Origin of the sequence: Streptomyces xinghaiensis S187, assembly GCF_000220705.2 — a bacterium.
In the GTDB taxonomy this organism is placed as follows: Bacteria; Actinomycetota; Actinomycetes; order Streptomycetales; family Streptomycetaceae; genus Streptomyces; species Streptomyces xinghaiensis.
Genome location: NZ_CP023202.1, coordinates 3,881,429 through 3,901,189, shown reverse-complemented (window position 1 = coordinate 3,901,189; position 19,761 = coordinate 3,881,429). Strand labels below are relative to the sequence as shown.

Below are 19,761 nucleotides of genomic sequence, written 5' to 3'. Positions count from 1 at the left end.
TCCCGCGCGACCGCAGTAGCGTTCCCTGCCGTGGACTCCTCGCTCTACCGCACCTGCCGCCTGCCCGGCACCTCCCGCGCGCGGACCCGCCGTGGCTGAGGCGCGGACCGGCACCGGCCGTCCGGACCCGGCCGCCCTCGGCGCGCTCCTCGCCTCCGTCAAATGTGTGCTGTTCGACTTCGACGGCCCGGTCTGTGATCTCTTCGCCCGCCACCCCGCCCCGGACGTGGCGGACACGATGCGGGCCCGGCTGCGGCGGCTGCGCCCGGCCGCCCGGCCGGTACCCGTGACCGCGACCGCTGCCGGCGCCTCCGGCAGTCACGGCGGCCCCGGCAGTCCCGGCACGGCTCACGAAACCCCCGGGTCCGGCCTTGCCGGCCTGCCCGGTGTGCCGGATATGCCCGCCACCCGCGACCCGCACGCCCTGCTCCACGCCCTGGCCCTCGGCACCGGTGAGCCCGGCGGCCCGTACGCCCCGGACGGCCCGGACAGTCCCGCCGCCCGCTCCGGCATCGTCGCCGAGCTGGAGCGGCTGCTCGCCGCCGAGGAGATCCGCGCGGCCGCCTCGGCGGAGCCGACGCCGTACGCCGACGAGCTCGTCCAGCGGCTGCACGCCACCGGCCACGCCCTCGCCGTCACCACCAACAACACGGCCGGGGCCGCCGAGGCGTACCTGGAACGGCGCGGGCTGGCCGAGCTGTTCCGGCCGCACGTCCACGGCCGCGTCACCGAACCGTGGCTCCTGAAGCCCGACCCGGACTGCCTGCACCGGGCCCTGCGGTCCACCGGGCACGACGCCGCGATGGCGCTGATGATCGGCGACAGCAGCGCCGATCTGCTCGCCGCCCGCGCGGCGGGCGTCCGCTTCCTCGGCTACGCCCGCGACGAGGCCCGGCGGCGCCGGCTGCGGGGCGCGGGCGCGGAGTCGGTCGTCACCTCGCTCGGGGACGTGCTCGCGGCGCTCCCGGAGCGGCGGCAGCCGGCCGGCTGACCGCGGGCCGGACGGAGCGGAGGCGTACGCCGGCCCCGTGGAGCGGGACCGCTCCGGCGCGACGGCGCGACGCGGCGGCCGACGGCGGCGGACGCTCACACGGCGCGCAGGCCCCGGTCGGCGAAGGCGATCAGCCACTCGAAGCTCTCGTCGATGTCGGCGCTCCACTGGAAGCCGCCCGCCGCCTGCAGGGTGGCGAAGCCGTGGAAGAGGCTGCGGAGCAGGCGCAGTGCGTGGTCCACGTCCGGCTCCCGGATGTCGTAGCCGTGCAGCACCGCGGTGAACGCGCCGTGCAGCCGCCGGCCCGCGACGGCCACCGGATCGTCCGGGCCGGACGGTTCCACGCCGATCGTCGCGGCGTACCGGCCGGGGTGCTCCACGACGAAGGCGCGGAAGGCGCGCGCGGCGGCCGCCAGGGCGTCGCGGCCCGCGTACCCCTGGACCGCGCCGCCGACGGCGTCGGCGGCCTCGCCCAACGCCAGGGCCGCGATGCGCCGGACGAGGTCCTCCTGGCCGCCCACGTGCTTGTACAGGGAAGGGGTGCGCACACCCACCCGCTCGGCGAGCAGCCCCATCGTCAGCTTGGCGAACCCCACCTCGTCGGCGAGGGCGGCGCCGGCCGCGACCACGGCGGCGGGGTCGAGGCCGGCCCTAGGCACGGGCGGCGTCCGGCCGGAGGAAGGCCAGTACGAGCGAAACCACCCGGTCGGGGTACTGGTCGTGCGGATAGTGCCCCGCGCCCTCGATCATCTCCAGGCGGCCGAGGCCGGACGGCAGGGCGTCGACGACCGCCGAACCCTCGGCGCGCGGGTCGGCCCAGTCGGGGTCGAGCGTGCCCATCACGACCAGGACCGGGCAGCGGACGTTGCCGAGCTGCGCGCCGGCGTCGGCCGGGGCACTGCGGCCCATGCTCTGCAGGGCCTTCATCCGGCCCGGCTCGCGCAGCAGGGAGTCGATGCGGCCGAGCCGCTCGGCCCAGTGGGCCGGCTTCACGCCGGGGTAGGCCACGTCGAGGTACGAGCGCCAGAGCGGCAGGCTGCCGAACACGCCCGCGCCGAGCAGCCGCAGCATGCCGCGCCGGAAGCGCTTCACCCGGAGGTCGCCGAGGCGGATCGACTGCTTGCGGGTGAACGGTGCCAGCTCGACGACCGCGGTGATCAGCGAGGGCTCCCGCGCCGCGGCGATGGTGGCGGCCCCGCCGGAGAACGAATGGCCGACGAGCACGGCCGGGCCGCCCAGGTGGCGGATCACGGCGAGCAGGTCGCCGGCGACGGCGGTGCGGCTCCAGTCCGGCCAGTCGGTACCGGACTCACCGCAGCCGCGCAGATCGACCGCGGCGACCCGATGGCCCGCCGCCACCAGTTCCGGGATCACGGCGCGGTAGGCGGCGCGGCTGTCGCCCATGCCGTGCGCGAGGACGATCAGCGGGCCGTTCCCCGCCACCTCGTAAGCGATCGTGCCGCCGTCGACGGCAAGGTACTCGGTCATGGCACCTCCGATATGGCTAATCTCGTTAGCTAGAAACTAATCCCATTAGCCAACCTTGTCAATGACAAAGTCCCGGGCACGGACTGGACACACGACCGGATCGCCGCCCGAGACACCCGGGTCCCTACCGGGACACGGGGGATGTGCGGATGCCGCGGCACGGCGGCGGGCCGGTGGCGGCCACAAGCCGGCCGGCGCCCCGGTCGTCGTCACCGGTCCGGCCACCCCCCGCCGGGGGGTCAGCTCGCCATGCGCCGCCGGAAGAGGAACCCGGATCCCGCGACGGCCGCGGCCGTGATGCCGGCGCACCGGGCCGCCGCCGTCCACGGGGCGGTGCCCACGGGCTCGTCCAGCCGGAGCCGGAGCCGGAGCCGGGTTCGGGCCCGGTGAAGGGCAGGACGAGGCGGTCAGCCGGCCGTCCCGAACAAGGCGGCCAGCATTCCGGCCGCGGACTCGGGCGCCCGCACATCCAGGTGGAGAACGGCCGGGGTGAGGTGCAGGGCGAAGTCGAAGAACGCGCAGCAGCCCAGCTCCGCTGCGGCGAGGGCCGCGGCCTCACCGGCGAGTTCGACGCCGGCGGGGAAGGACAGGCGCACGCCGCCGGGAATCTCCTCCCGCCGCTCGGCCCTGCCGGCCAGTTGCCGCCACCGCTCAGTGCGCTCAACCAGCTCGGCGCCGCCCAGCGTGCAGGCCACCGGCGCGTCCCGCCGTGACGCCGCGTCCTGGCCGGGACGGATCGGTGACAGCCTCCCCGGCACGGGTCCGGCCGACGGCGCGCCGGCCGTGGTGCAGCCGCAGTCCGGACCGCACGCCCCTGCGGGCGCCGGGCCCGACAACTCCGCGTGGACTGCGGTGAGGTGAGCGGACAACACCCGCAGCTCAGCGATCCGTCCGTCGGTCTCCGCGATCCGGTCGGCGACCAGCGGCAGCATCCGCGCCCGTACGGAGGCGCACACCCCTTTCTCACGGACGTCCAGCAGCTCGCGGATCTCCTCCAGGGTCAGGCCCAGCAGTTTGGCCGACGAGACGAAGGCCAGCCGCTCCACCGCGTCCTCGCCGTACACGCGATACCCGGCCGGCGTGCGGTCGGCGGGCAGCAGACCCGCGTCCTCGTAGAAGCGCAGGGTCGTGGCCGGAACGCCGGAGCGCTCGGCCAGCTGCGAGATGCGGTAGGCCGTCATGTCCCCGACCGTAAACCTTCGACCCGGCTCGAAGGTCAAGCGCCGGCCCCTGTCCCGGCAGCCCCCGCGGCCCGGGCCCCGGAGCCCGGAACCGTCCACCGCTTCCCGGCCGTCTTCCCCGGTCCGGCCACCCCCCGCCACGGAAGGATCGCGATGTCCATGGACCGCCGCCTGAACTGGGACGGCTGCTTCAACGTCCGCGACCTCGGCGGCATACCGGTCGCCGGAGGGCACGCCGTCCGGCGCGGGGCGGTGGTCCGGTCGGACGCCGTCGACAAGCTCAGCGCGGACGGCTGGGCGGCCCTGTGCGCGCACGGGGTCCGTACCGTCATCGACCTGCGGAACGACGACGAGGTGGCGGCCGATGCCGCGCCGCGCCCGTCGGACCTCACGACCGTCCACCTCCCGCTGGACGGCATCGAGGACACCGGATTCTGGAGCGTCTGGGGCGACGGGCCGGACGGCACCCCGCTCTACTACCGGCCGTTCCTCGACCACTTCCCGGACCGCGCCGCCCGTGCCGTGCAGGCCGTCGCGCACGCCCGGCCCGGCGGCGTCCTCGTGCACTGCGCGGCCGGCCGGGACCGCACCGGACTGGTCACCCTGCTCCTGCTCGCCCTGGCCGGGGCCTCCCCGGCCGACATCGCCGCCGACTACCTGCTGAGCAACGACCGCCTCGACGCCCGCTTCTTCACCACGCTCGGCATACCCGACCACCGGCAGGAGATCGCCGACTACCTGGCAAGCAAGGGCACCACGGCCGAACGGGCCCTGCTGACGGCCCTGGACGGCTTCGACACCGCCGCCCATCTCCGCTCGGGCGGCCTGACCCCGGACGACGTGGCAGCTCTGCGCACCCGCCTGCTGGAGCCCGGCGGACAGCCGGACGTCAGCCGCGCGGACCGGTGAGCCCGCCCTCCCGTACGGCGCCCACGAACGCCGACCAGGCCCCGGCCGGAAACACCAGCGCGGGCCCGTGCGGAACCTTGCTGTCGCGGACGGGAACCTGGCCTGGGAAGGCGTCGGCGACCTCGACGCACGCTCCTTCGTTCTCACCGCTGTAGCTGCTCTTGCGCCATACGGCGCGGGTCAGTTCTGCTGCGTGGTCCATGGGGTCAGTTCCTCCATGACTGCCGCGATCAGGTCGGCCGACGCGTCTGGGGGCAACGCCTGGGCCCTGAGCAGATCATAGGCTTGGGCAGCCGCCTCGACGACCTCCGGTTCGGCCCTCAACTGCCCTTCGTAGAAGCCCTCAAGGTAGACGACCTCGGGTCCCTGTTCGAAGGAGAAGTGCCAGAACGCGCCAGTGAGAGCGGGGTGCACAGCCGCATCCGAGGGCAGAACCTGCACCACGATCCGCGGCTTCGCCATGGCGTCGAGCAGCCGGGCGAGCTGGGTGCGCATCACGGCCGGGCCGCCGACCCTCCGCCGGACCGCCGACTCCTCCAGGACCGCCCAGAACCGGGGCGGCTCGTCGCGTTCGAGGAGACGCTGCCGGTGCATCCGTGCCATCAGCGCCTTCTCCAGGCGGAGTTCGTCGGGGCGGCGCCCGGCAAGCACGGCCCGCGCGTAGTCCGGGGTCTGGAGCAGGCCGGGCACGAGCTGGGTCTCGAACGCCCGGATCGCCGTGGCCTGCTGTTCCAGTTCGACGAACGGCCGGAACCAGGGCTGGTACGCGTTCCTCACGATGACCGGCCACAGCCGCGCGAACAGCCCGTCCGTACCGAGCACTTCGTCGCACCGCTCGGCGAAGTCCTCCTGCGGCGCGCGGGCGGCCGACTCGATCTTGCAGATCAGCGACGGTGCGCAGTGCAGGGCCCGTGCCAGCTCGGTCTGCTTCATCCCGGCCGCCATCCGGCGCAGCCGCAGCTCCGCGCCGAAGAAGGCGAGCGTCGAGGCGCGGGGGTCGGCCCCGGGGGATGGTGCGATCTCGTCCATGAACTCCTCCTCGCGGCGGGGCGGTTACGGCTCCCGGACGGAGCGTAGGGATGCCCCGGCGACCGGCACCCCGCGCACGGTGCCGGTTCACCCGAACCGGCGGATATTGGGCTGTTGCGGTCCCCGGCCGCGCACACCCGCACTCGCACCGCATAAACCCGCGCCCGCCGCCCGTACGAGGGAACCGGCGACCACCGCGCTGACCGCCCTCCCGGGCTGGCGACGAGACGGAGACGATACAGACGAGGCGCACTGACACCACATGGCGCCGCATGTTGGCGCTACTTTGACACCACCAGGTGCCACTCGACGCCATCACTGGACGCCCTAAAGTGCTCGCACTCGCAGGACGCCCACCTGGCACAAGCCATCTCCACCGCGTTTTCGCAGTTCAGAGCACTCGCCATGCAACCCGCCCCCCACAGGGCGCCATCCGGGCTTGCACATGGCGCCACAGTGGTGCCATAGTGGCGTTATGGACCTCACCCCGTATGTCGACACCCTCCGCCGCGAACTCGCGGTGGCCGCCGAGGCCGGCGGTGGCGAAGCCCGCGAGCTGGCCGAGAGGCTCACCGCCCCCCTGGAGTCGGCGGCCCGGCTGACCATGCTCAACGTGCTCTCCGCCGCGATGGACGAGATCACCCGCGAACTCGCCCCCGGCTCGGTCGACGTACGGCTGCGCGGGCTCGACCCCGACTTCGTGGTGACACCGCCGCCGAGCGACGCCGGCGCCCCCGTGGAGCCCGCCGGGCCCGCCGAGCCGCTCAGGGCCCCGGCCGACGGCGACGAGGGCGGCACCGCCCGCGTCAACCTGCGCCTGCCGGCCCACCTCAAGGCCCGCGCCGAGGAGGCCGCGAGCCGCGAGGGCCTGTCGGTCAACGCGTGGCTGGTGCGCGCCGTGTCGGCGGCGGTCGACGGCGGCAACCGGCCGCGCACGACGGAGAGGACCCAGACCATCGGGCAGAGCTTCACGGGCTGGGTCCGCTAGCAGCGCCCGGCGCCCGGCACCCGGCACCCGGCACCCACACCACATCAACCACACCGCGTCCCACCAGCGGGGACGCCGTGAAGACCCAAGAGGACGGGACAGCCATGCCTTCTTTCGACACCCCCGAACCGATCACGGCCACGGCGCACGTGGAGGCCGGGTCCATCCAGTTCACCGCGGGCGACCGCCCCGACACCGTCGTCGAGGTGCGGCCCCGCGACCCGAAGCGGGACCAGGACGTCCGGGCGGCCGAGCAGACCGAGGTCACGTACGCGAGCGGCGACCTGACCGTCAGGACGCCCAAGCAGCGCTATCTCGTCGGGCGCACCGGCACCGTCGATGTGACGGTCGAGCTGCCGGCGGGCTCGCGCGTCGGCGTGACCGGCGCCTGGACCCAGGTGCTCGGCGAGGGCCGGCTGGGCGAGGTGCGGGTGAAGACCTCCTCCGGTGACGTCCGGCTCGACACGACCGGTCCGCTGCGGTTGACCGCCTCCCACGGCTCGATCACCGTTGACCGGGTCGAGGGCGCGGCCGAGATCACCACCAGCTCCGGCAGCCTGCGCGTCGGGCTCGTCGACGGTCCCGCCGTCCTGAAGAACTCGCACGGCACCACGACCGTCGGCGTCGCGACCGGCGACCTGCGGGTGAGCGGCGCCAACGGCGACATCGACGTCACGCGCGCCGGAGGATCGGTCGTCGCCAAGACCGCCCACGGCACCCTGCGCGTCGGCGAAGTGGCCCGCGGCACCGTCCATCTGGAGACCTCCTACGGCGCCATCGAGGTCGGCGTCCGCGAGGGCACCGCCGCCTGGCTCGACGTCAACTCCGGCCATGGGCAGGTGCGCAACACCCTCGCCGTCTCCGAGACCCCGGAGAAAACCGAGGACACCGTCGAGGTCCGCGCCCGCACCCGCTACGGCAACATCGACGTGCGCCGCGCCCGGGCCTGAACGCCGGCCCCCCTTCACCCGCCCCGCCCCCGCCCTCGCCCACTTCCGCCTTCGCAAGGGAGAGCTCCATGGGTACACCTGTCATGTCCACATCCAATTCCCGGTCGCCCGCCGCCGTCTCCGCCACCGGTCTGCGCAAGTCGTACGGCGGCAGGACCGTGCTCGACGGCATCGATCTGCACATCCCGGCCGGGTCCGTGTTCGCGCTGCTCGGGCCCAACGGCGCGGGCAAGACCACCGCCGTCAACATCCTCTCTACCCTCATCACCGCCGACGCCGGCGACCTGCGCGTCGGCGGTCACGACCTGGCCACCGACCCGCAGGCGGTGCGGTCCGCGATCGGTGTCACCGGCCAGTTCTCCGCCGTCGACGGCCTGATCACCGGCGAGGAGAACATGCTCCTCATGGCGGACCTGCACCACCTCTCCCGCCGCGAGGGCCGCCGCACCACCGCCGAACTGCTGGACCGCTTCGACCTCACGGATGCCGCGAAGAAGCCCGCCGCCACCTACTCCGGCGGCATGAAGCGCCGCCTCGACATCGCCATGACCCTGGTCGGCAACCCGCGGATCATCTTCCTCGACGAGCCGACCACCGGCCTCGACCCCCGCTCCCGGCACACCATGTGGCAGGTCATCCGCGCACTCGTCTCCGACGGCGTCACCGTCCTCCTCACCACCCAGTACCTGGAGGAGGCCGACCAGCTCGCCGACCGCATCGCCGTGCTCCACGACGGCGTGATCGCCGCCGAGGGCACCGCCGAGGAGCTCAAGCGGCTGATCCCCGGCGGGCACATCCGGCTCCGCTTCTCCGATCCGTCCGCCCACCGGAGCGCCGCCCGGGCGCTGAGCGCGGCGGCCCTCCCGGAGGCCCCCGGCCCGGCCGGGACCACCCGGGGCATCGCCGCCGACGAGTCCCTCACCCTCCGGATCCCCAGCGACGGCACCCCGCGCGAGCTGCGCTCCCTCCTCGACTGGCTGGACTCCGCCGGCATCGAGGCCGACGAGCTGACCGTGCACACCCCCGACCTCGACGACGTGTTCTTCGCCCTGACCGGCGGCACCGGCAGCACCGACCACCAGCCCTCCGAGGAGGCCGTCCGATGAGCTCCCTGTCCCTCGCCGTGCGCGACTCGTCCACGATGCTGCGCCGCAATCTCCTGCACGCGCGGCGCTACCCGTCCCTCACCCTGAACCTGCTGCTCACCCCCGTCGTGCTGCTCCTGCTCTTCGTCTACGTCTTCGGGGACGTGATGAGCGCGGGCATCGGCGGCGGAGGCGCGGACCGCGCCGAGTACATCGCCTACCTCACGCCGGGCCTGCTGCTCATGACCATCGGATCCACCACGATCGGCACCGCGGTGTCCGTCTCCAACGACATGAGCGAGGGCATCATCGCCCGCTTCCGCACGATGGCGATCCACCGCGGCTCCGTGATCACCGGGCACGTCGCCGGCAGCGTGCTGCAGTCGCTCATCAGCGTGGTCCTCGTGGGCGCCGTCGCCGTGGCCATCGGCTTCCGCTCCACGGACGCCACGGCCCTGGAGTGGCTCGCGGCGCTCGGGCTGCTCGCGCTGTTCGCCCTGGCGCTCACCTGGATCGCCGTCGGGATGGGCCTGATCAGCCCCAACGCCGAGGCGGCGAGCAACAACGCGCTGCCGCTGATCTTCCTGCCGCTCATCTCCAGCGCCTTCGTCCCGGTCGAGGCGATGCCGGGGTGGTTCCAGCCGGTCGCCGAGTACCAGCCGTTCACACCGGCGATCGAGACCCTGCGCGGGCTGCTGCTCGGCAGCGGGATCGGCCACAACGGGTGGCTGGCGGTCACCTGGTGCCTGGGGCTCACCGTGCTCGGCCACTTCTGGTCGAAGGCGGTCTTCCACCGCGATCCGAGGTAGCGGGGACGGCGGCCCCCGGGCCGCCGCCACTCCTCCCGCCCCGGGCGGCGTACTCCGGCACCACGCCGGCGCACGCCGCGCGGCTCCGGGTTCCCCGCGTTCTTCGTCAGTTGCAGGGGAACACGTAGTCGGACTTGTAGTTGATGTAGAAGGTGCTGCCGGAGGTCCTGGCCATCTTGGCCGTCACCGGAGCGCAGACGAAGCTGGAGACCCGGACCGGCCCCGCGTACTGGCTGAAGTTGCCGGCGTCGGTGTCGCAGCCACCGCCGCCCATCTTGCAGACCTTGAGATACATGTACTCGGTGTTGCCGACGTTGTTGTCGAGGATGACGCAGCCCTTCCCTCCGTTCCCGTAGGAGAACAGGGTCGCCAGCCGCTCCCTCGGGTCGGTCCCCTTGGGCAGGGGGATGCCCCGCTGGAGCTCGTAGCCGGATCCGCACACGTTCGCCGCCGCGGCGACGCTCCCGGGATCGGCCTGCGCGAGAGCGCGGGTCGCGGCGTCGGCATTCGCTGCTATCCGGACGGCGGGCTCCTCCACGGCCACGGCCTGAGGAGCGGTCACCCCCACCGTGGCCAGTACCGAAGCGGCAAGAGCCGCGCACTTCACACCTATGGATTTGGGCATGACAAACAACCTCTCCGACGGGTGCACGACGACTGCGCGAGGGGCGGCAGCCCTGCCCGGACGCACCCCGGCCCTCGCGGAACCCGGCCAGCGTAGGACGGTCCAGACCCGCCCCGGCGTCCGGCACGAGCGGGGGGCCTGATCCATCCGCGGACCGGAATGGAGAGGAAACCCGCCGGATCCGCGGGCGGATCACGCGCACGGCAGGAGAGAAGGGCGGAACGGAATGCTCCCACCTGTCCGAGAATGGCCTGATCATGCCGTCGGCAACGGCCCAGCCCGGAGACGGGACAGCCGCCACCCCCACCGCGCGGGCGCGTGCATGCCAGTTGCAAGCAGGTCGCTTGCAATAGTTAGCATTCGGGTGCACGATGGGGACATGGCTTCACTCAAGGTCGGCAATCTCGGGGAGTTCCTGCGGGAGCAGCGGCGCAGCGCGCGGTTGTCCCTGCGGCAGCTCTCCGAAGCCGCCGGGGTGTCGAACCCGTACCTCAGCCAGATCGAGCGCGGGCTGCGCAAGCCGAGCGCGGAGATCCTGCAGCAGCTCGCCAAGGCCCTGCGGATCTCCGCGGAGACGCTGTACGTCCAGGCCGGAATCCTCGACGAGCGGGACCGGGACGAGGTCGAGGTCAAGAGCGCCATCATGACCGACCCGTCGATCAACGAGCGCCAGAAGCAGGTGCTCATCCAGATCTACGAGTCCTTCCGCAGGGAGAACGGGCACCCCGCGGAGGCCGACGCCGACGCCCCCGACGGCACCCCCGCCGCGCCGCCGTCCGGTCCGCCGTCCGGTGCCGGCTCGCGGGCCGGTGCCGAGGACGGCGGCGACAGCGGCGAAGCCAAGCAATCAAGCTGACCGACCGATCCGGAAGGATCCCGCCATGGCCACCACCGACGAACTCCGCAAGACGATCCAGGAATCCACCCCCTTCTACGCCGCCGTCGGCACCGCGGACCTCGCCGCCGAGAAGCTCCGGGAGTTTCCGGCGCTCATCGAGAAACTGCGCGCGGAGGCCCCGGAGCGGTTCGCCGCCGTGCGGACCACCGACCCCAAGGTGGTCCAGGAGAAGGTGAGCCGGCAGGCCAAGGAGGCCCAGGCCACCGTGCAGACCAAGGTGACCGAGGTGCTCGGCACGCTCGACAGCGACATCAGGAAGCTGCGCGAGAACGCTCAGCACCTGGCGCTCCAGGGCGTCGGCCGGGCCGCCGAGTACGCGGTCAAGGCCCGCGAGACGTACGACGAGCTGGCCGACCGCGGCCGCGGCGCCGTGCAGACCTGGCGCGGTGAGGCGGCCGAGCAGGTGACCGACATCGCCATCGCCGTCGAGCCCGAGCCGGAGCCCGCCGCGAAGCCGGCCCCGGAGAAGAAGGCCGCCGCCGAGGCGAAGCCCGCCCCGGCCGCCAAGCCGGTCACCGAGGCCAAGCCCGCCGCGGCGAAGAAGCCGGCAGCCGCCCGCAAGGCCCCGGCCAAGAAGACGGCGCCGAAGTCCGCGGAGTGACATCCGGGCACACCGGGTGACGCGACGGCGCCGGACGGCAGCCGGGAGAACGGTCCGGGCACAAGCGACGTGCCCGGACCGTTCTCCCTATACGGTCTCTACGGTGGCCGTCATGCCACCGGCCGCCGGGACCGGCCGCCGGAACGGCGGCACCGACGGACGATACGACGTGACCGACGCGCGCGATAGGACTGGGTGGTGGACGGCGTGCTGGTGCAGGGCTTTCACAACATTCTGAGCTTCCTCTATCTGGCGATTCTGCTCTTCACGGTGTTCGCCTTCATCGACGCCGTGATCCGGCGCGAGGACGCCTTCCGCGCCGCGGACAAGCAGACCAAGCCGTTCTGGCTGATCATCCTGGGCATCGCGGTGGTGGTGAACGTGCTGCCGCTGGGGCTGTTCTTCCTCACCATCATCGGGCTGATCGCCGCGATCGTGTACGTCGTGGACGTACGGCCCGCGGTGCGGGCGCTCTCGGGCGGCGGTGGCGGTGGCCGCGGCCGGCGCGGCAGCAGCTCCGACGGCCCGTACGGGCCGTACAACGGCGGCCGCTGAGCCACCCGCCGCCGACCGGTCGCGCGGCTCCGGGCCCCGTCATCGCCTCAGGGCGGGACGGGGCCCGCCGCGTGGAGCGGCGGCGGGAGGAGACCACGGGGCGCGGCGGACACCACGGGGCGCGGCCGAGCATCCGGAACGGACCTCCCGGCGGACCCGACTCCGGCTACCGGCTACCGGCCCCCGGGTCCCCGGCCCCTGCCCCGGTCCGGGCCGTGGTCGCGGCCCCGGCCCCGGTCGCGGTCCAGCAGGAGCACCGCCACGTCGTCCGTCAGCTCGCCGCCGTTGAGCTCCCGCACCTCGGCCATCGCCGCGTCCAGCAGTTCCTCGCCGCCCAGCCCCCGGTCCCGCAGGCCGCCGATCACCTCGACGATGCCCTCCTGGCCGAGCCGCTGCCGGCCCTGCCCGACCCGGCCCTCGATCAGCCCGTCGGTGTACATCATCAGGCTCCAGGTGCCGCCGAGCTCCACCTGCCGGCGCGGCCAGCGGGCGCGCGGCAGCACGCCCAGCGCGGGCCCGCCGTCGTCGTAGTGCAGCAGCTTCACCCGCCGCCCCTCGCGGACGACCAGCGGCGCCGGGTGCCCGGCGAGGCAGAGCCCGGCGCGGCGGCCGTCGGGGGCGATGTCGAGGGTGCAGAGGGTCGCGAAGATCTCGTCGCTGGCGCGCTCGTTCTCCAGCACCTTCTGCAGCGTGCCGAGGAGTTCGTCGCCGCAGAGCCCGGCCAGGGTCAGGGACCGCCAGGCGATCCGCAGCAGCACACCGAGCGCCGCCTCGTCCGGGCCGTGCCCGCAGACGTCGCCGATCATCGCGTGGACGGTGCCGTCGGGGGTGCGGACGGTGTCGTAGAAGTCGCCGCCGAGCAGGGCGCGGCTGCGGCCGGGCCGGTAGCGGGCGGCGAAGCGCAGCTCGGAGCCCTCCAGCAGGGGCTTGGGCAGCAGCCCGCGCTCCAGCCGCCGGTTCTCCTGGCCGCGCAGCCGCGACTCGGTGAGCTGGCGCTGCGCGGCGTCGGCGCGCTTGCGCTCGACGGCGTAGCGGATGGCCCGGCCGAGGGCGCGGCCGTCCAGCTCGTCGCGGAAGAGGTAGTCCTGCGCGCCGACGCGTACGGCCTCCGCGCCCCGCTCCGCGTCCGCTTCGGCGGTGAGGACGAGGACGGCGTGGCCGGGTGCGAGCCGCAGCACCTGGCGCAGGGTGTCCAGCTCCTCGCCGGCCTGCCGGATGTCCAGGGCGAGGTCGAGCAGGATGCAGTCGACGTCGTCGGTGAGCAGCCGCTCCGCCTCGGTGAGGTTGCGGGCGGTCCGGAGGCGGACCCGGCGGCCCCCGGTGTCGAGCTTGTCCGGAACGGAGAAGGCCACCGACGGATCGTCCTCGATCACCAGCAGGGTGAGCGGCGGGGCCTGCGCCGGACCGGAGGCCGGCGGCGCCGAAGCGGACGCGGATACGGCCGGGGGGCCCTCCGCGGAGCGCGGTGAGGGGGCAGCCGGAGCACCTCCCGCGGCCAGGGTTTCCCCCTGCCGAGGCGCGGGTACGGGCATCGCTCTGTTCCTTCCCTCCCCCCGAGGGCAAGACGGCCGCCGGATCGGCACGCCGCCAGGCCCGGTCCGCCGGACGGGTCGGCGGTCACACTGTGCCGGGCGCTGAGAGGCGACCATAGCGGCACGCCCTGCCGGAGCGGAATGCCGGGCAACCACTCTGTGATGTCATATGCCAAGCAGAGGTGGCCCTTTGCCCCTCTCTGGGCGAAAGCGCCGATGATAAACATCACGCGCTGCGGTTGCCCGCCCGGAGCCCGGCGGCCGTACGGCGTTCCGGCCGGCCGTCCGCGGAACGGCACCCGGTGCCGTCGGCCGACCGCTCCGGGTCACGACCGGCGCCGGCGGGGACGTGCCGGGCGCCACGGCACCCGGCGCGGGCCCGCCCCACGGCCGGCCCGCGCCCCGCGGCCCTACTCCCCGGCCTGCTCCGCCGGCTCTCCCGCTCGCTCGTCCGGCCGTACGACGCCCAGGATCCGCATCGAGCCCGCCCCCGTGACGGTGATCTGCCGGCCCGGACGCGGCGCGTGCACGATGTCGCCGTCCCCGATGTACATCCCGACATGGCTGGCGTCCGAGTGGTAGATGATCAGGTCGCCCGGCCGCATGTCCCGGACGGCGATCCTGGGGAGCCGCTTCCACTGCTCCTGCGAGGTCCGCGGGATGGTCCGGCCGGCCGCCGCCCACGCCTGCGAGGTCAGTCCGGAGCAGTCGTAGGTGTCCGGGCCCTCGGCGCCCCACTCGTAGTCCTTGCCGAGCTGCCCGGTGGCGTACGCGATCGCCTTCTTCCCCTCCGCGGAGGCCCGGGCGTCGATCTCCTCCAGCACACCGGAGTCCAGCCACGCGGCCTGGGCCTTCCGCGCGGCCTCGGCCTCCAGTTCGCGCAGCTTCTCCAGCTCCTCCGCCTGGAGCCGGGACTCCAGCTCCTCGGCCGCCTCGATCCTCGTCTCGACGGCCTTCTTGGCGACGGCCTTCTTCTTCTGCTGCGCGCGGAGCCGGCGGTACTCCTGGTCCGCGGTGTCGGCGTACTCGTCCAGCCGTTCCCGGGTGTTCTCCAGGCTCTTCAGGAGGCCCTGCTGCGCCTGCCGGCCCTTGCGGGCGGTGTCGGCGTCGTGCAGGAAGTCTCCCGAGCCGCCCTCCAGGAGCAGTTTCAGGGTGTCGGGCATGCCGGCGCCCCGGTAGTGGGAGCGGACCATCGCGCCGGCCTGGGAGCGCAGCAGCTTCATGCGCTTCTCCGCGGCGGCGCTCTTCTTCTCGATCCGGGCCAGCTTGCGCGACTGCTCGCCCGTCTTCTCCCGCGCGGCGTTGTAGGCTTCCGTCGCGGCCTCCGCCTTGCGGTAGAGGGTCTCGATCTCCTTGCGGATCTCTTCCAGGCGCGAGACCGGTACCGGTTCGGGGTCGTTCGGAGCGGCCAGCGCGGCGCCCGGCGTCAGCAGGCCCCCCACCGCGCACACCAGTGCCGTCGCCGTCACGATCGTCCGCTGCCGCCCCACCGGCCACCTCCGTCTCGTCCACACGCCGTCAACTGTCTTGCTGACGCGATGTCTCTCAATCGCGGATGGTCGCACGACTGAGCGGAATACGACAGAGGGGGGCGAGTTCGCGCCATTGCGCAAGAGCCGCCGCTGTGCCGGGGAGGCATCACGCCAACGAAATCCTCACCCCATCCGTCACACCCGTCACTCGGCGTGCCGTACGCCTGAGCGGGTTGCCGCACTGATAGGCGAGGTTCACCCGGTGTTCACCCTCTCCCGTCGATCGATTCACCTGATCTGCCTAATTTCAGCCTTACCGGTCGGCGGGCAGCCGGCGGGTGAACGCAGATCCAGCAGAACCACCGACCTTGCTTCGCCGTCGCCGGCGGGCCCCAGGAAGGAACACACAAAGGTGAAGCTTCAGCGTAGGAACGTCCGCGGTCTGCGGGCCCTCACCGTCGGCGCGGCCGCTGTTTCGACGGCACTCCTTCTCACCGCATGCGGTTCGGACGACAACACCCAGCAGGGCGGCGAGGACGCCACCAAGGCCGCCGGGAACATCAAGTGCGGCGGCGAGGGCAAGCTGCTCGCCTCCGGCTCCTCGGCGCAGAAGAACGCCATGGACCTCTGGATCAAGAACTACATGGCCGCCTGCCCGGATGTGCAGATCAACTACAACCCGATCGGCTCGGGCGGCGGCATCACCCAGTTCAACCAGGGCACCACCGCCTTCGCCGGCTCCGACTCCGCGCTCAAGGAGGACGAGGTCGAGGCGTCGAAGAAGATCTGCAAGAGCGGTCAGGGCATCAACCTGCCGATGGTCGGCGGACCCGTCGCCATCAGCTACAACCTCTCCGGCGTGGACGAGCTCGTCCTGGACGCCCCCACCATCGCCAAGATCTTCGACTCGAAGATCAAGAAGTGGGACGACGCCGCGATCAAGAAGCTGAACCCGGACGCCGAGCTGCCGTCCACCGACATCCAGGCCTTCCACCGCTCCGACGAGTCCGGCACCACCCAGAACCTGGGCAAGTACCTGGCCGAGGCCGCCCCGGACGACTGGAAGTACGAGGCCGAGAAGTCCTGGCCCGCCAAGGGCGGCCAGTCCGCCAGCGGCTCCTCCGGTGTCGCCGCGCAGGTCAAGCAGGTCGAGGGCGCCATCGGCTACTTCGAGCTCTCCTACGCCACCAGCAACAACCTCAACTCGGTGAAGATCGACACCGGCGCCGCGGAGCCCGTCGAGGCCACGTCGGACAACGCCTCCAAGGCCATCGCCGCCGCGAAGGTCGTCGGCGAGGGCGACGACCTCGCCCTGGAGCTCGACTACGCGACCAAGGCGGAGAGCGCCTACCCGATCATCCTCGTCACCTACGAGATCGCCTGTGACAAGGGCAACAAGGCCGACTCCCTGGAGGCCATGAAGTCCTTCCTGACCTACACCGCCAGCGAGGACGGCCAGAAGATCCTCTCCGAGGAGGGCTACGCCCCGATCCCGGCCGAGATCGCCACCAAGGTCCGCGAGATCATCCCGACCCTCTCCTGACCCGAGCCGGCGGGCCCCGCGGGGCCCGCCGGACGAACCCATCCGGTGCACCGCCGCCAGGGGAATCTCCCCACCCAGACCGGAGCCATCATGACTACCGCACCCACCGCGTCGGCACCGCCGCCGGCGCCCCTGACACCAGAGCCGGCCGCGAAGGGAAAGGCCACCCGCCCCGGAGACAAGATCTTCATCGGGATGTCCCGGGGCTCGGGCATCTTCCTGCTGGTCGTCATGGCCGCCATCGCGGCCTTCCTCACCTACCGCGCGTACATCGCGATCTCCCAGAACGAGGCCAACTTCCTCACGGCCTTCGAGTGGAACCCGCAGGGTGACCCCCCGCGGTTCGGCATCGCGATCCTCGCCTACGGCACCGTCGTCAGCTCGATCATCGCCATGGTCATCGCGGTGCCGATATCCGTGGGCATCGCGCTCTTCGTCTCCCACTACGCCCCGCGCCGGCTGGCCGGCCCGCTGGGGTACGTCATCGACCTGCTCGCCGCCGTCCCCAGCATCGTCTACGGCCTGTGGGGCGCGCTGGTGCTCGTGCCGTACCTCGACGGCATGAACATGTGGCTCGACCAGTACTTCGGCTGGACCTACCTCTTCGACAAGTCCGGCAGCGGCCCGGCGCGGAACCTCTTCACCGTCGGCATCCTGCTCGCCGTGATGATCCTCCCGGTGATCACCAACGTCACCCGTGAGGTCTTCCTCCAGGTGCCGAAGATGCACGAGGAGGCCGCGCTCGCTCTCGGCGCCACGCGCTGGGAGGTCATCCGCATGTCGGTGCTGCCCTTCGGCCGCTCCGGCATCATCAGCGCCTCCATGCTGGGCCTGGGCCGCGCGCTCGGCGAGACGATGGCCGTCGCCACCGTCCTCTCCCCCAACTTCCTCTTCTCCGGCCATCTCCTGGATCCCGGCGGCGGCACCTTCGCCCAGAACATCGCCGCCAAGTTCAACGAGGCCAACGAGTTCGGCCGGGACGCGCTCATCGCCTCCGGCCTCGTCCTCTTCGTCATGACGCTGCTGGTGAACGGCGCGGCCCGGCTGATCATCGCCCGCCGCAAGGAGTACTCGGGGGCCAACGCATGAGCCACACCGTCATCGACCGCAAGCCGAGCACCGGCGAGGCGCCCCCCGCCCGCAGCCTGGCCCACCGCAGGATGCCCCGCTGGGCCCCCGCGGGCATCGCCCTCGTCTCCGTCGTGCTGGCCTCGGGCATCGGCATGGCCGCCGGCTGGGAGAGCCGGGTGCAGTGGGGCATGATCGCCGCGGTCTTCTTCGTCGTCGGCACCTACGTGATCACGACCGCCGTGGAGGGCTCCCGGCAGGCCAAGGACCGGATCGCCACCAGCGTCGTCTGGGTGTGCTTCGTCCTCGCGATCGTCCCGCTGGCCTCCCTGGCCTGGACGACCATCCAGCGCGGCTCCCGCATCCTCGACGGGTACTTCCTGTCGCACTCCATGGCCGGGCTGAACCAGAACACCCCCGGCGGCGGCATCTACCACGCGATCATCGGCACCCTGGAGCAGGTGGCCATCGCCACCCTGATCGCCGTCCCGATCGGTCTGCTCACCGCGATCTACCTGGTCGAGTACGGCCGGGGCTCGCTGGCGAAGGCCGTCACCTTCTTCGTGGACGTCATGACCGGCATCCCGTCGATCGTGGCCGGTCTGTTCATCCTCTCCACCTGGGTGCTGACCTTCGATATGGGCCCGTCCGGCTTCGCCGGCGCGCTGGCCCTCACGATCCTGATGATGCCCGTGGTCGTCCGCTCCACCGAGGAGATGCTCAAACTCGTCCCCAACGAGCTGCGCGAGGCCTCGCTCGCCCTCGGTGTGCCGAAGTGGCGGACTATCCTGAAGGTGGTCCTGCCCACCGCCATCGGCGGCATCACCACCGGCGTCATGCTGGCGGTCGCCCGTATCGCCGGTGAGACGGCTCCGGTCCTGCTGCTGGTCCTGGGCAGTTCCTTCATCAACAACGACCCGTTCGACGGCACGCAGGCGTCGCTCCCGCTGTACGTGTACCAGGAGTACATGCTCGGCACCCCGCACTCGTACGACCGGGCCTGGGGAGCGGCACTCGTCCTGATCATCTTCGTGATGGTCCTCAACCTGGTCGCCCGCGGCATCGCCCGCTGGAAGGCACCCAAGACCGGCCGCTAAGGCACCGATATGCGGCTCCGTGCCCGGGGCCATCCCACACGATTGCGAGCAACACCATGGCCAAGCGCATCGACGTCAGCGGCCTCAGTGCCTACTACGGCGGCCACAAGGCGATCGAAGACATCTCCATGACGGTCGAGCCGCGGTCCGTGACGGCCTTCATCGGCCCGTCCGGCTGCGGCAAGTCCACCTTCCTCCGCACCCTCAACCGGATGCACGAGGTCACCCCCGGCGGCCGCGTCGAGGGCAAGGTGATGCTGGACGACGAGAACCTCTACGGCTCCCAGGTCGACCCGGTCGCCGTACGCCGCACCGTCGGCATGGTCTTCCAGCGCCCCAACCCCTTCCCGACCATGTCGATCTACGACAACGTCGCGGCCGGCCTGCGCCTCAACGGCTCGCACAAGAAGCGCGAGCTGGACACGATCGTCGAGAAGTCGCTCAAGGGGGCCAACCTCTGGAACGAGGTCAAGGACCGGCTCAACAAGCCCGGTTCCGGCCTCTCCGGCGGCCAGCAGCAGCGGCTCTGCATCGCCCGCGCCATCGCGGTCGAACCGCAGGTGCTGCTGATGGACGAGCCCTGCTCGGCCCTGGACCCCATCTCGACCCTCGCCATCGAGGACCTGATCTGCGAGCTCAAGGAGCGCTTCACGATCGTCATCGTGACGCACAACATGCAGCAGGCGGCGCGCGTCTCGGACCGTACGGCCTTCTTCAACCTGTCGGCCGTCGGCCAGCCCGGCAAGCTCATCGAGATCGACGAGACCGAGCGGATCTTCTCCAACCCCTCCGTGCAGGCGACCGAGGACTACATCTCCGGCCGCTTCGGATAGCCCGTCTCGCGGTGCTGCATGGCGGTGCCACCGCAAGACGAAGGGCCCGCTCCCGGCTTCCCGGGGGCGGGCCCTGTTTGTCTGTGGCGGGACGGGAGGGGCGGGCG

21 protein-coding genes are annotated in these 19,761 nt (G+C 72.3%); 13 read left to right on the top strand and 8 right to left on the bottom strand.

The window, feature by feature from the left end:
- Window positions 1-91 precede the first annotated feature (91 nt).
- Window positions 92-991 carry an HAD family hydrolase gene (locus tag SXIN_RS16795; protein WP_095757168.1) on the top strand — a complete coding sequence of 300 codons (900 nt, stop codon included), beginning with the start codon at window positions 92-94 and terminating at the stop codon, window positions 989-991.
- 95 nt (window positions 992-1,086) lie between these two features.
- On the opposite strand, the gene SXIN_RS16790 is transcribed toward SXIN_RS16795, so the two are convergent.
- The 3 genes from SXIN_RS16790 to SXIN_RS16780 all read right to left on the bottom strand — a co-directional run bounded on the left by SXIN_RS16790 (window position 1,087) and on the right by SXIN_RS16780 (window position 3,660).
- Complete coding sequence (locus SXIN_RS16790) at window positions 1,087-1,620, bottom strand: TetR/AcrR family transcriptional regulator (RefSeq protein ID WP_095758070.1); 534 nt, start codon at window positions 1,618-1,620, stop codon at window positions 1,087-1,089.
- Between the two features lie 22 nt (window positions 1,621-1,642).
- Window positions 1,643-2,479, bottom strand: coding sequence for an alpha/beta fold hydrolase (locus SXIN_RS16785; RefSeq protein WP_019707104.1), 837 nt, complete (start codon window positions 2,477-2,479; stop codon window positions 1,643-1,645).
- Between the two features lie 407 nt (window positions 2,480-2,886).
- Window positions 2,887-3,660: a heavy metal-responsive transcriptional regulator gene (locus SXIN_RS16780; RefSeq protein ID WP_019707106.1), complete on the bottom strand. Its 774-nt coding sequence runs from the start codon at window positions 3,658-3,660 to the stop codon at window positions 2,887-2,889.
- A gap of 159 nt (window positions 3,661-3,819) precedes the next feature.
- On the opposite strand from SXIN_RS16780, the gene SXIN_RS16775 reads away from it, so the two are divergent.
- The gene (locus tag SXIN_RS16775) at window positions 3,820-4,569 is read left to right on the top strand and encodes a tyrosine-protein phosphatase (RefSeq protein WP_238153780.1); all 750 of its coding nucleotides are present in this window, start codon (window positions 3,820-3,822) and stop codon (window positions 4,567-4,569) included.
- Here SXIN_RS16775 and SXIN_RS16770 read toward each other — a convergent pair.
- Window positions 4,550-4,771 (bottom strand): DUF397 domain-containing protein, encoded by a 222-nt coding sequence (locus tag SXIN_RS16770; protein WP_019707108.1) that lies wholly within the window; start codon window positions 4,769-4,771, stop codon window positions 4,550-4,552. The genes SXIN_RS16775 and SXIN_RS16770 overlap by 20 nt on opposite strands.
- Window positions 4,750-5,598 (bottom strand): helix-turn-helix domain-containing protein, encoded by an 849-nt coding sequence (locus SXIN_RS16765; protein WP_019707109.1) that lies wholly within the window; start codon window positions 5,596-5,598, stop codon window positions 4,750-4,752. The genes SXIN_RS16770 and SXIN_RS16765 overlap by 22 nt, the downstream gene beginning before the upstream one ends.
- Window positions 5,599-6,073: 475 nt before the next feature.
- Between SXIN_RS16765 and SXIN_RS16760 the strand changes: the two genes are divergently transcribed.
- The 4 genes from SXIN_RS16760 (at window position 6,074) to SXIN_RS16745 (ending at window position 9,430) form a co-directional block, all read left to right on the top strand.
- The gene (locus SXIN_RS16760) at window positions 6,074-6,586 is read left to right on the top strand and encodes a toxin-antitoxin system HicB family antitoxin (protein WP_095757167.1); all 513 of its coding nucleotides are present in this window, start codon (window positions 6,074-6,076) and stop codon (window positions 6,584-6,586) included.
- Window positions 6,587-6,690: 104 nt separating this feature from the next.
- Window positions 6,691-7,536: a DUF4097 family beta strand repeat-containing protein gene (locus SXIN_RS16755; protein ID WP_019707111.1), complete on the top strand. Its 846-nt coding sequence runs from the start codon at window positions 6,691-6,693 to the stop codon at window positions 7,534-7,536.
- Between the two features lie 83 nt (window positions 7,537-7,619).
- Entirely contained in the window at window positions 7,620-8,642 is a 1,023-nt protein-coding gene (locus SXIN_RS16750; RefSeq protein WP_019707112.1) for an ATP-binding cassette domain-containing protein, read from the top strand.
- On the top strand, window positions 8,639-9,430 hold the full coding sequence (locus SXIN_RS16745) for an ABC transporter permease (RefSeq protein ID WP_019707113.1): 792 nt from the start codon (window positions 8,639-8,641) through the stop codon (window positions 9,428-9,430). Before SXIN_RS16750 ends, SXIN_RS16745 begins: the two co-directional genes overlap by 4 nt.
- Before the next feature lie 106 nt (window positions 9,431-9,536).
- Here the strand turns inward: SXIN_RS16745 and SXIN_RS16740 are convergent, their stop codons facing one another.
- Window positions 9,537-10,055 (bottom strand): hypothetical protein, encoded by a 519-nt coding sequence (locus SXIN_RS16740; RefSeq protein ID WP_039820177.1) that lies wholly within the window; start codon window positions 10,053-10,055, stop codon window positions 9,537-9,539.
- Window positions 10,056-10,434: 379 nt separating this feature from the next.
- Between SXIN_RS16740 and SXIN_RS16735 the strand changes: the two genes are divergently transcribed.
- From SXIN_RS16735 to SXIN_RS16725, 3 genes are all read left to right on the top strand, one after another.
- Window positions 10,435-10,911: a helix-turn-helix domain-containing protein gene (locus tag SXIN_RS16735; RefSeq protein WP_019707115.1), complete on the top strand. Its 477-nt coding sequence runs from the start codon at window positions 10,435-10,437 to the stop codon at window positions 10,909-10,911.
- A 25-nt stretch (window positions 10,912-10,936) separates the two neighbouring features.
- Window positions 10,937-11,554: a hypothetical protein gene (locus SXIN_RS16730; RefSeq protein ID WP_019707116.1), complete on the top strand. Its 618-nt coding sequence runs from the start codon at window positions 10,937-10,939 to the stop codon at window positions 11,552-11,554.
- 195 nt (window positions 11,555-11,749) lie between these two features.
- Window positions 11,750-12,109, top strand: coding sequence for a DUF2516 family protein (locus SXIN_RS16725; protein WP_030545914.1), 360 nt, complete (start codon window positions 11,750-11,752; stop codon window positions 12,107-12,109).
- A 173-nt stretch (window positions 12,110-12,282) separates the two neighbouring features.
- On the opposite strand, the gene SXIN_RS16720 is transcribed toward SXIN_RS16725, so the two are convergent.
- Together SXIN_RS16720 and SXIN_RS16715 are read right to left on the bottom strand one after the other, a co-directional pair.
- Window positions 12,283-13,641 (bottom strand): PP2C family protein-serine/threonine phosphatase, encoded by a 1,359-nt coding sequence (locus tag SXIN_RS16720; protein ID WP_019706319.1) that lies wholly within the window; start codon window positions 13,639-13,641, stop codon window positions 12,283-12,285.
- A gap of 410 nt (window positions 13,642-14,051) precedes the next feature.
- The gene (locus SXIN_RS16715) at window positions 14,052-15,131 is read right to left on the bottom strand and encodes a C40 family peptidase (RefSeq protein ID WP_019707118.1); all 1,080 of its coding nucleotides are present in this window, start codon (window positions 15,129-15,131) and stop codon (window positions 14,052-14,054) included.
- A 394-nt stretch (window positions 15,132-15,525) separates the two neighbouring features.
- Here SXIN_RS16715 and pstS point away from each other — a divergent pair, with 394 nt between their 5' ends.
- From pstS to pstB, 4 genes are all read left to right on the top strand, one after another.
- Window positions 15,526-16,656, top strand: a complete 1,131-nt coding sequence (gene pstS, locus SXIN_RS16710; RefSeq protein ID WP_019707119.1) for a phosphate ABC transporter substrate-binding protein PstS — start codon at window positions 15,526-15,528, stop codon at window positions 16,654-16,656.
- A gap of 90 nt (window positions 16,657-16,746) precedes the next feature.
- Complete coding sequence (gene pstC, locus SXIN_RS16705) at window positions 16,747-17,745, top strand: phosphate ABC transporter permease subunit PstC (protein ID WP_039820187.1); 999 nt, start codon at window positions 16,747-16,749, stop codon at window positions 17,743-17,745.
- Window positions 17,742-18,821 (top strand): phosphate ABC transporter permease PstA, encoded by a 1,080-nt coding sequence (pstA, locus tag SXIN_RS16700; RefSeq protein ID WP_019707121.1) that lies wholly within the window; start codon window positions 17,742-17,744, stop codon window positions 18,819-18,821. Before pstC ends, pstA begins: the two co-directional genes overlap by 4 nt.
- A gap of 56 nt (window positions 18,822-18,877) precedes the next feature.
- Window positions 18,878-19,654 (top strand): phosphate ABC transporter ATP-binding protein PstB, encoded by a 777-nt coding sequence (pstB, locus tag SXIN_RS16695; RefSeq protein WP_019707122.1) that lies wholly within the window; start codon window positions 18,878-18,880, stop codon window positions 19,652-19,654.
- Window positions 19,655-19,761 lie beyond the last annotated feature (107 nt).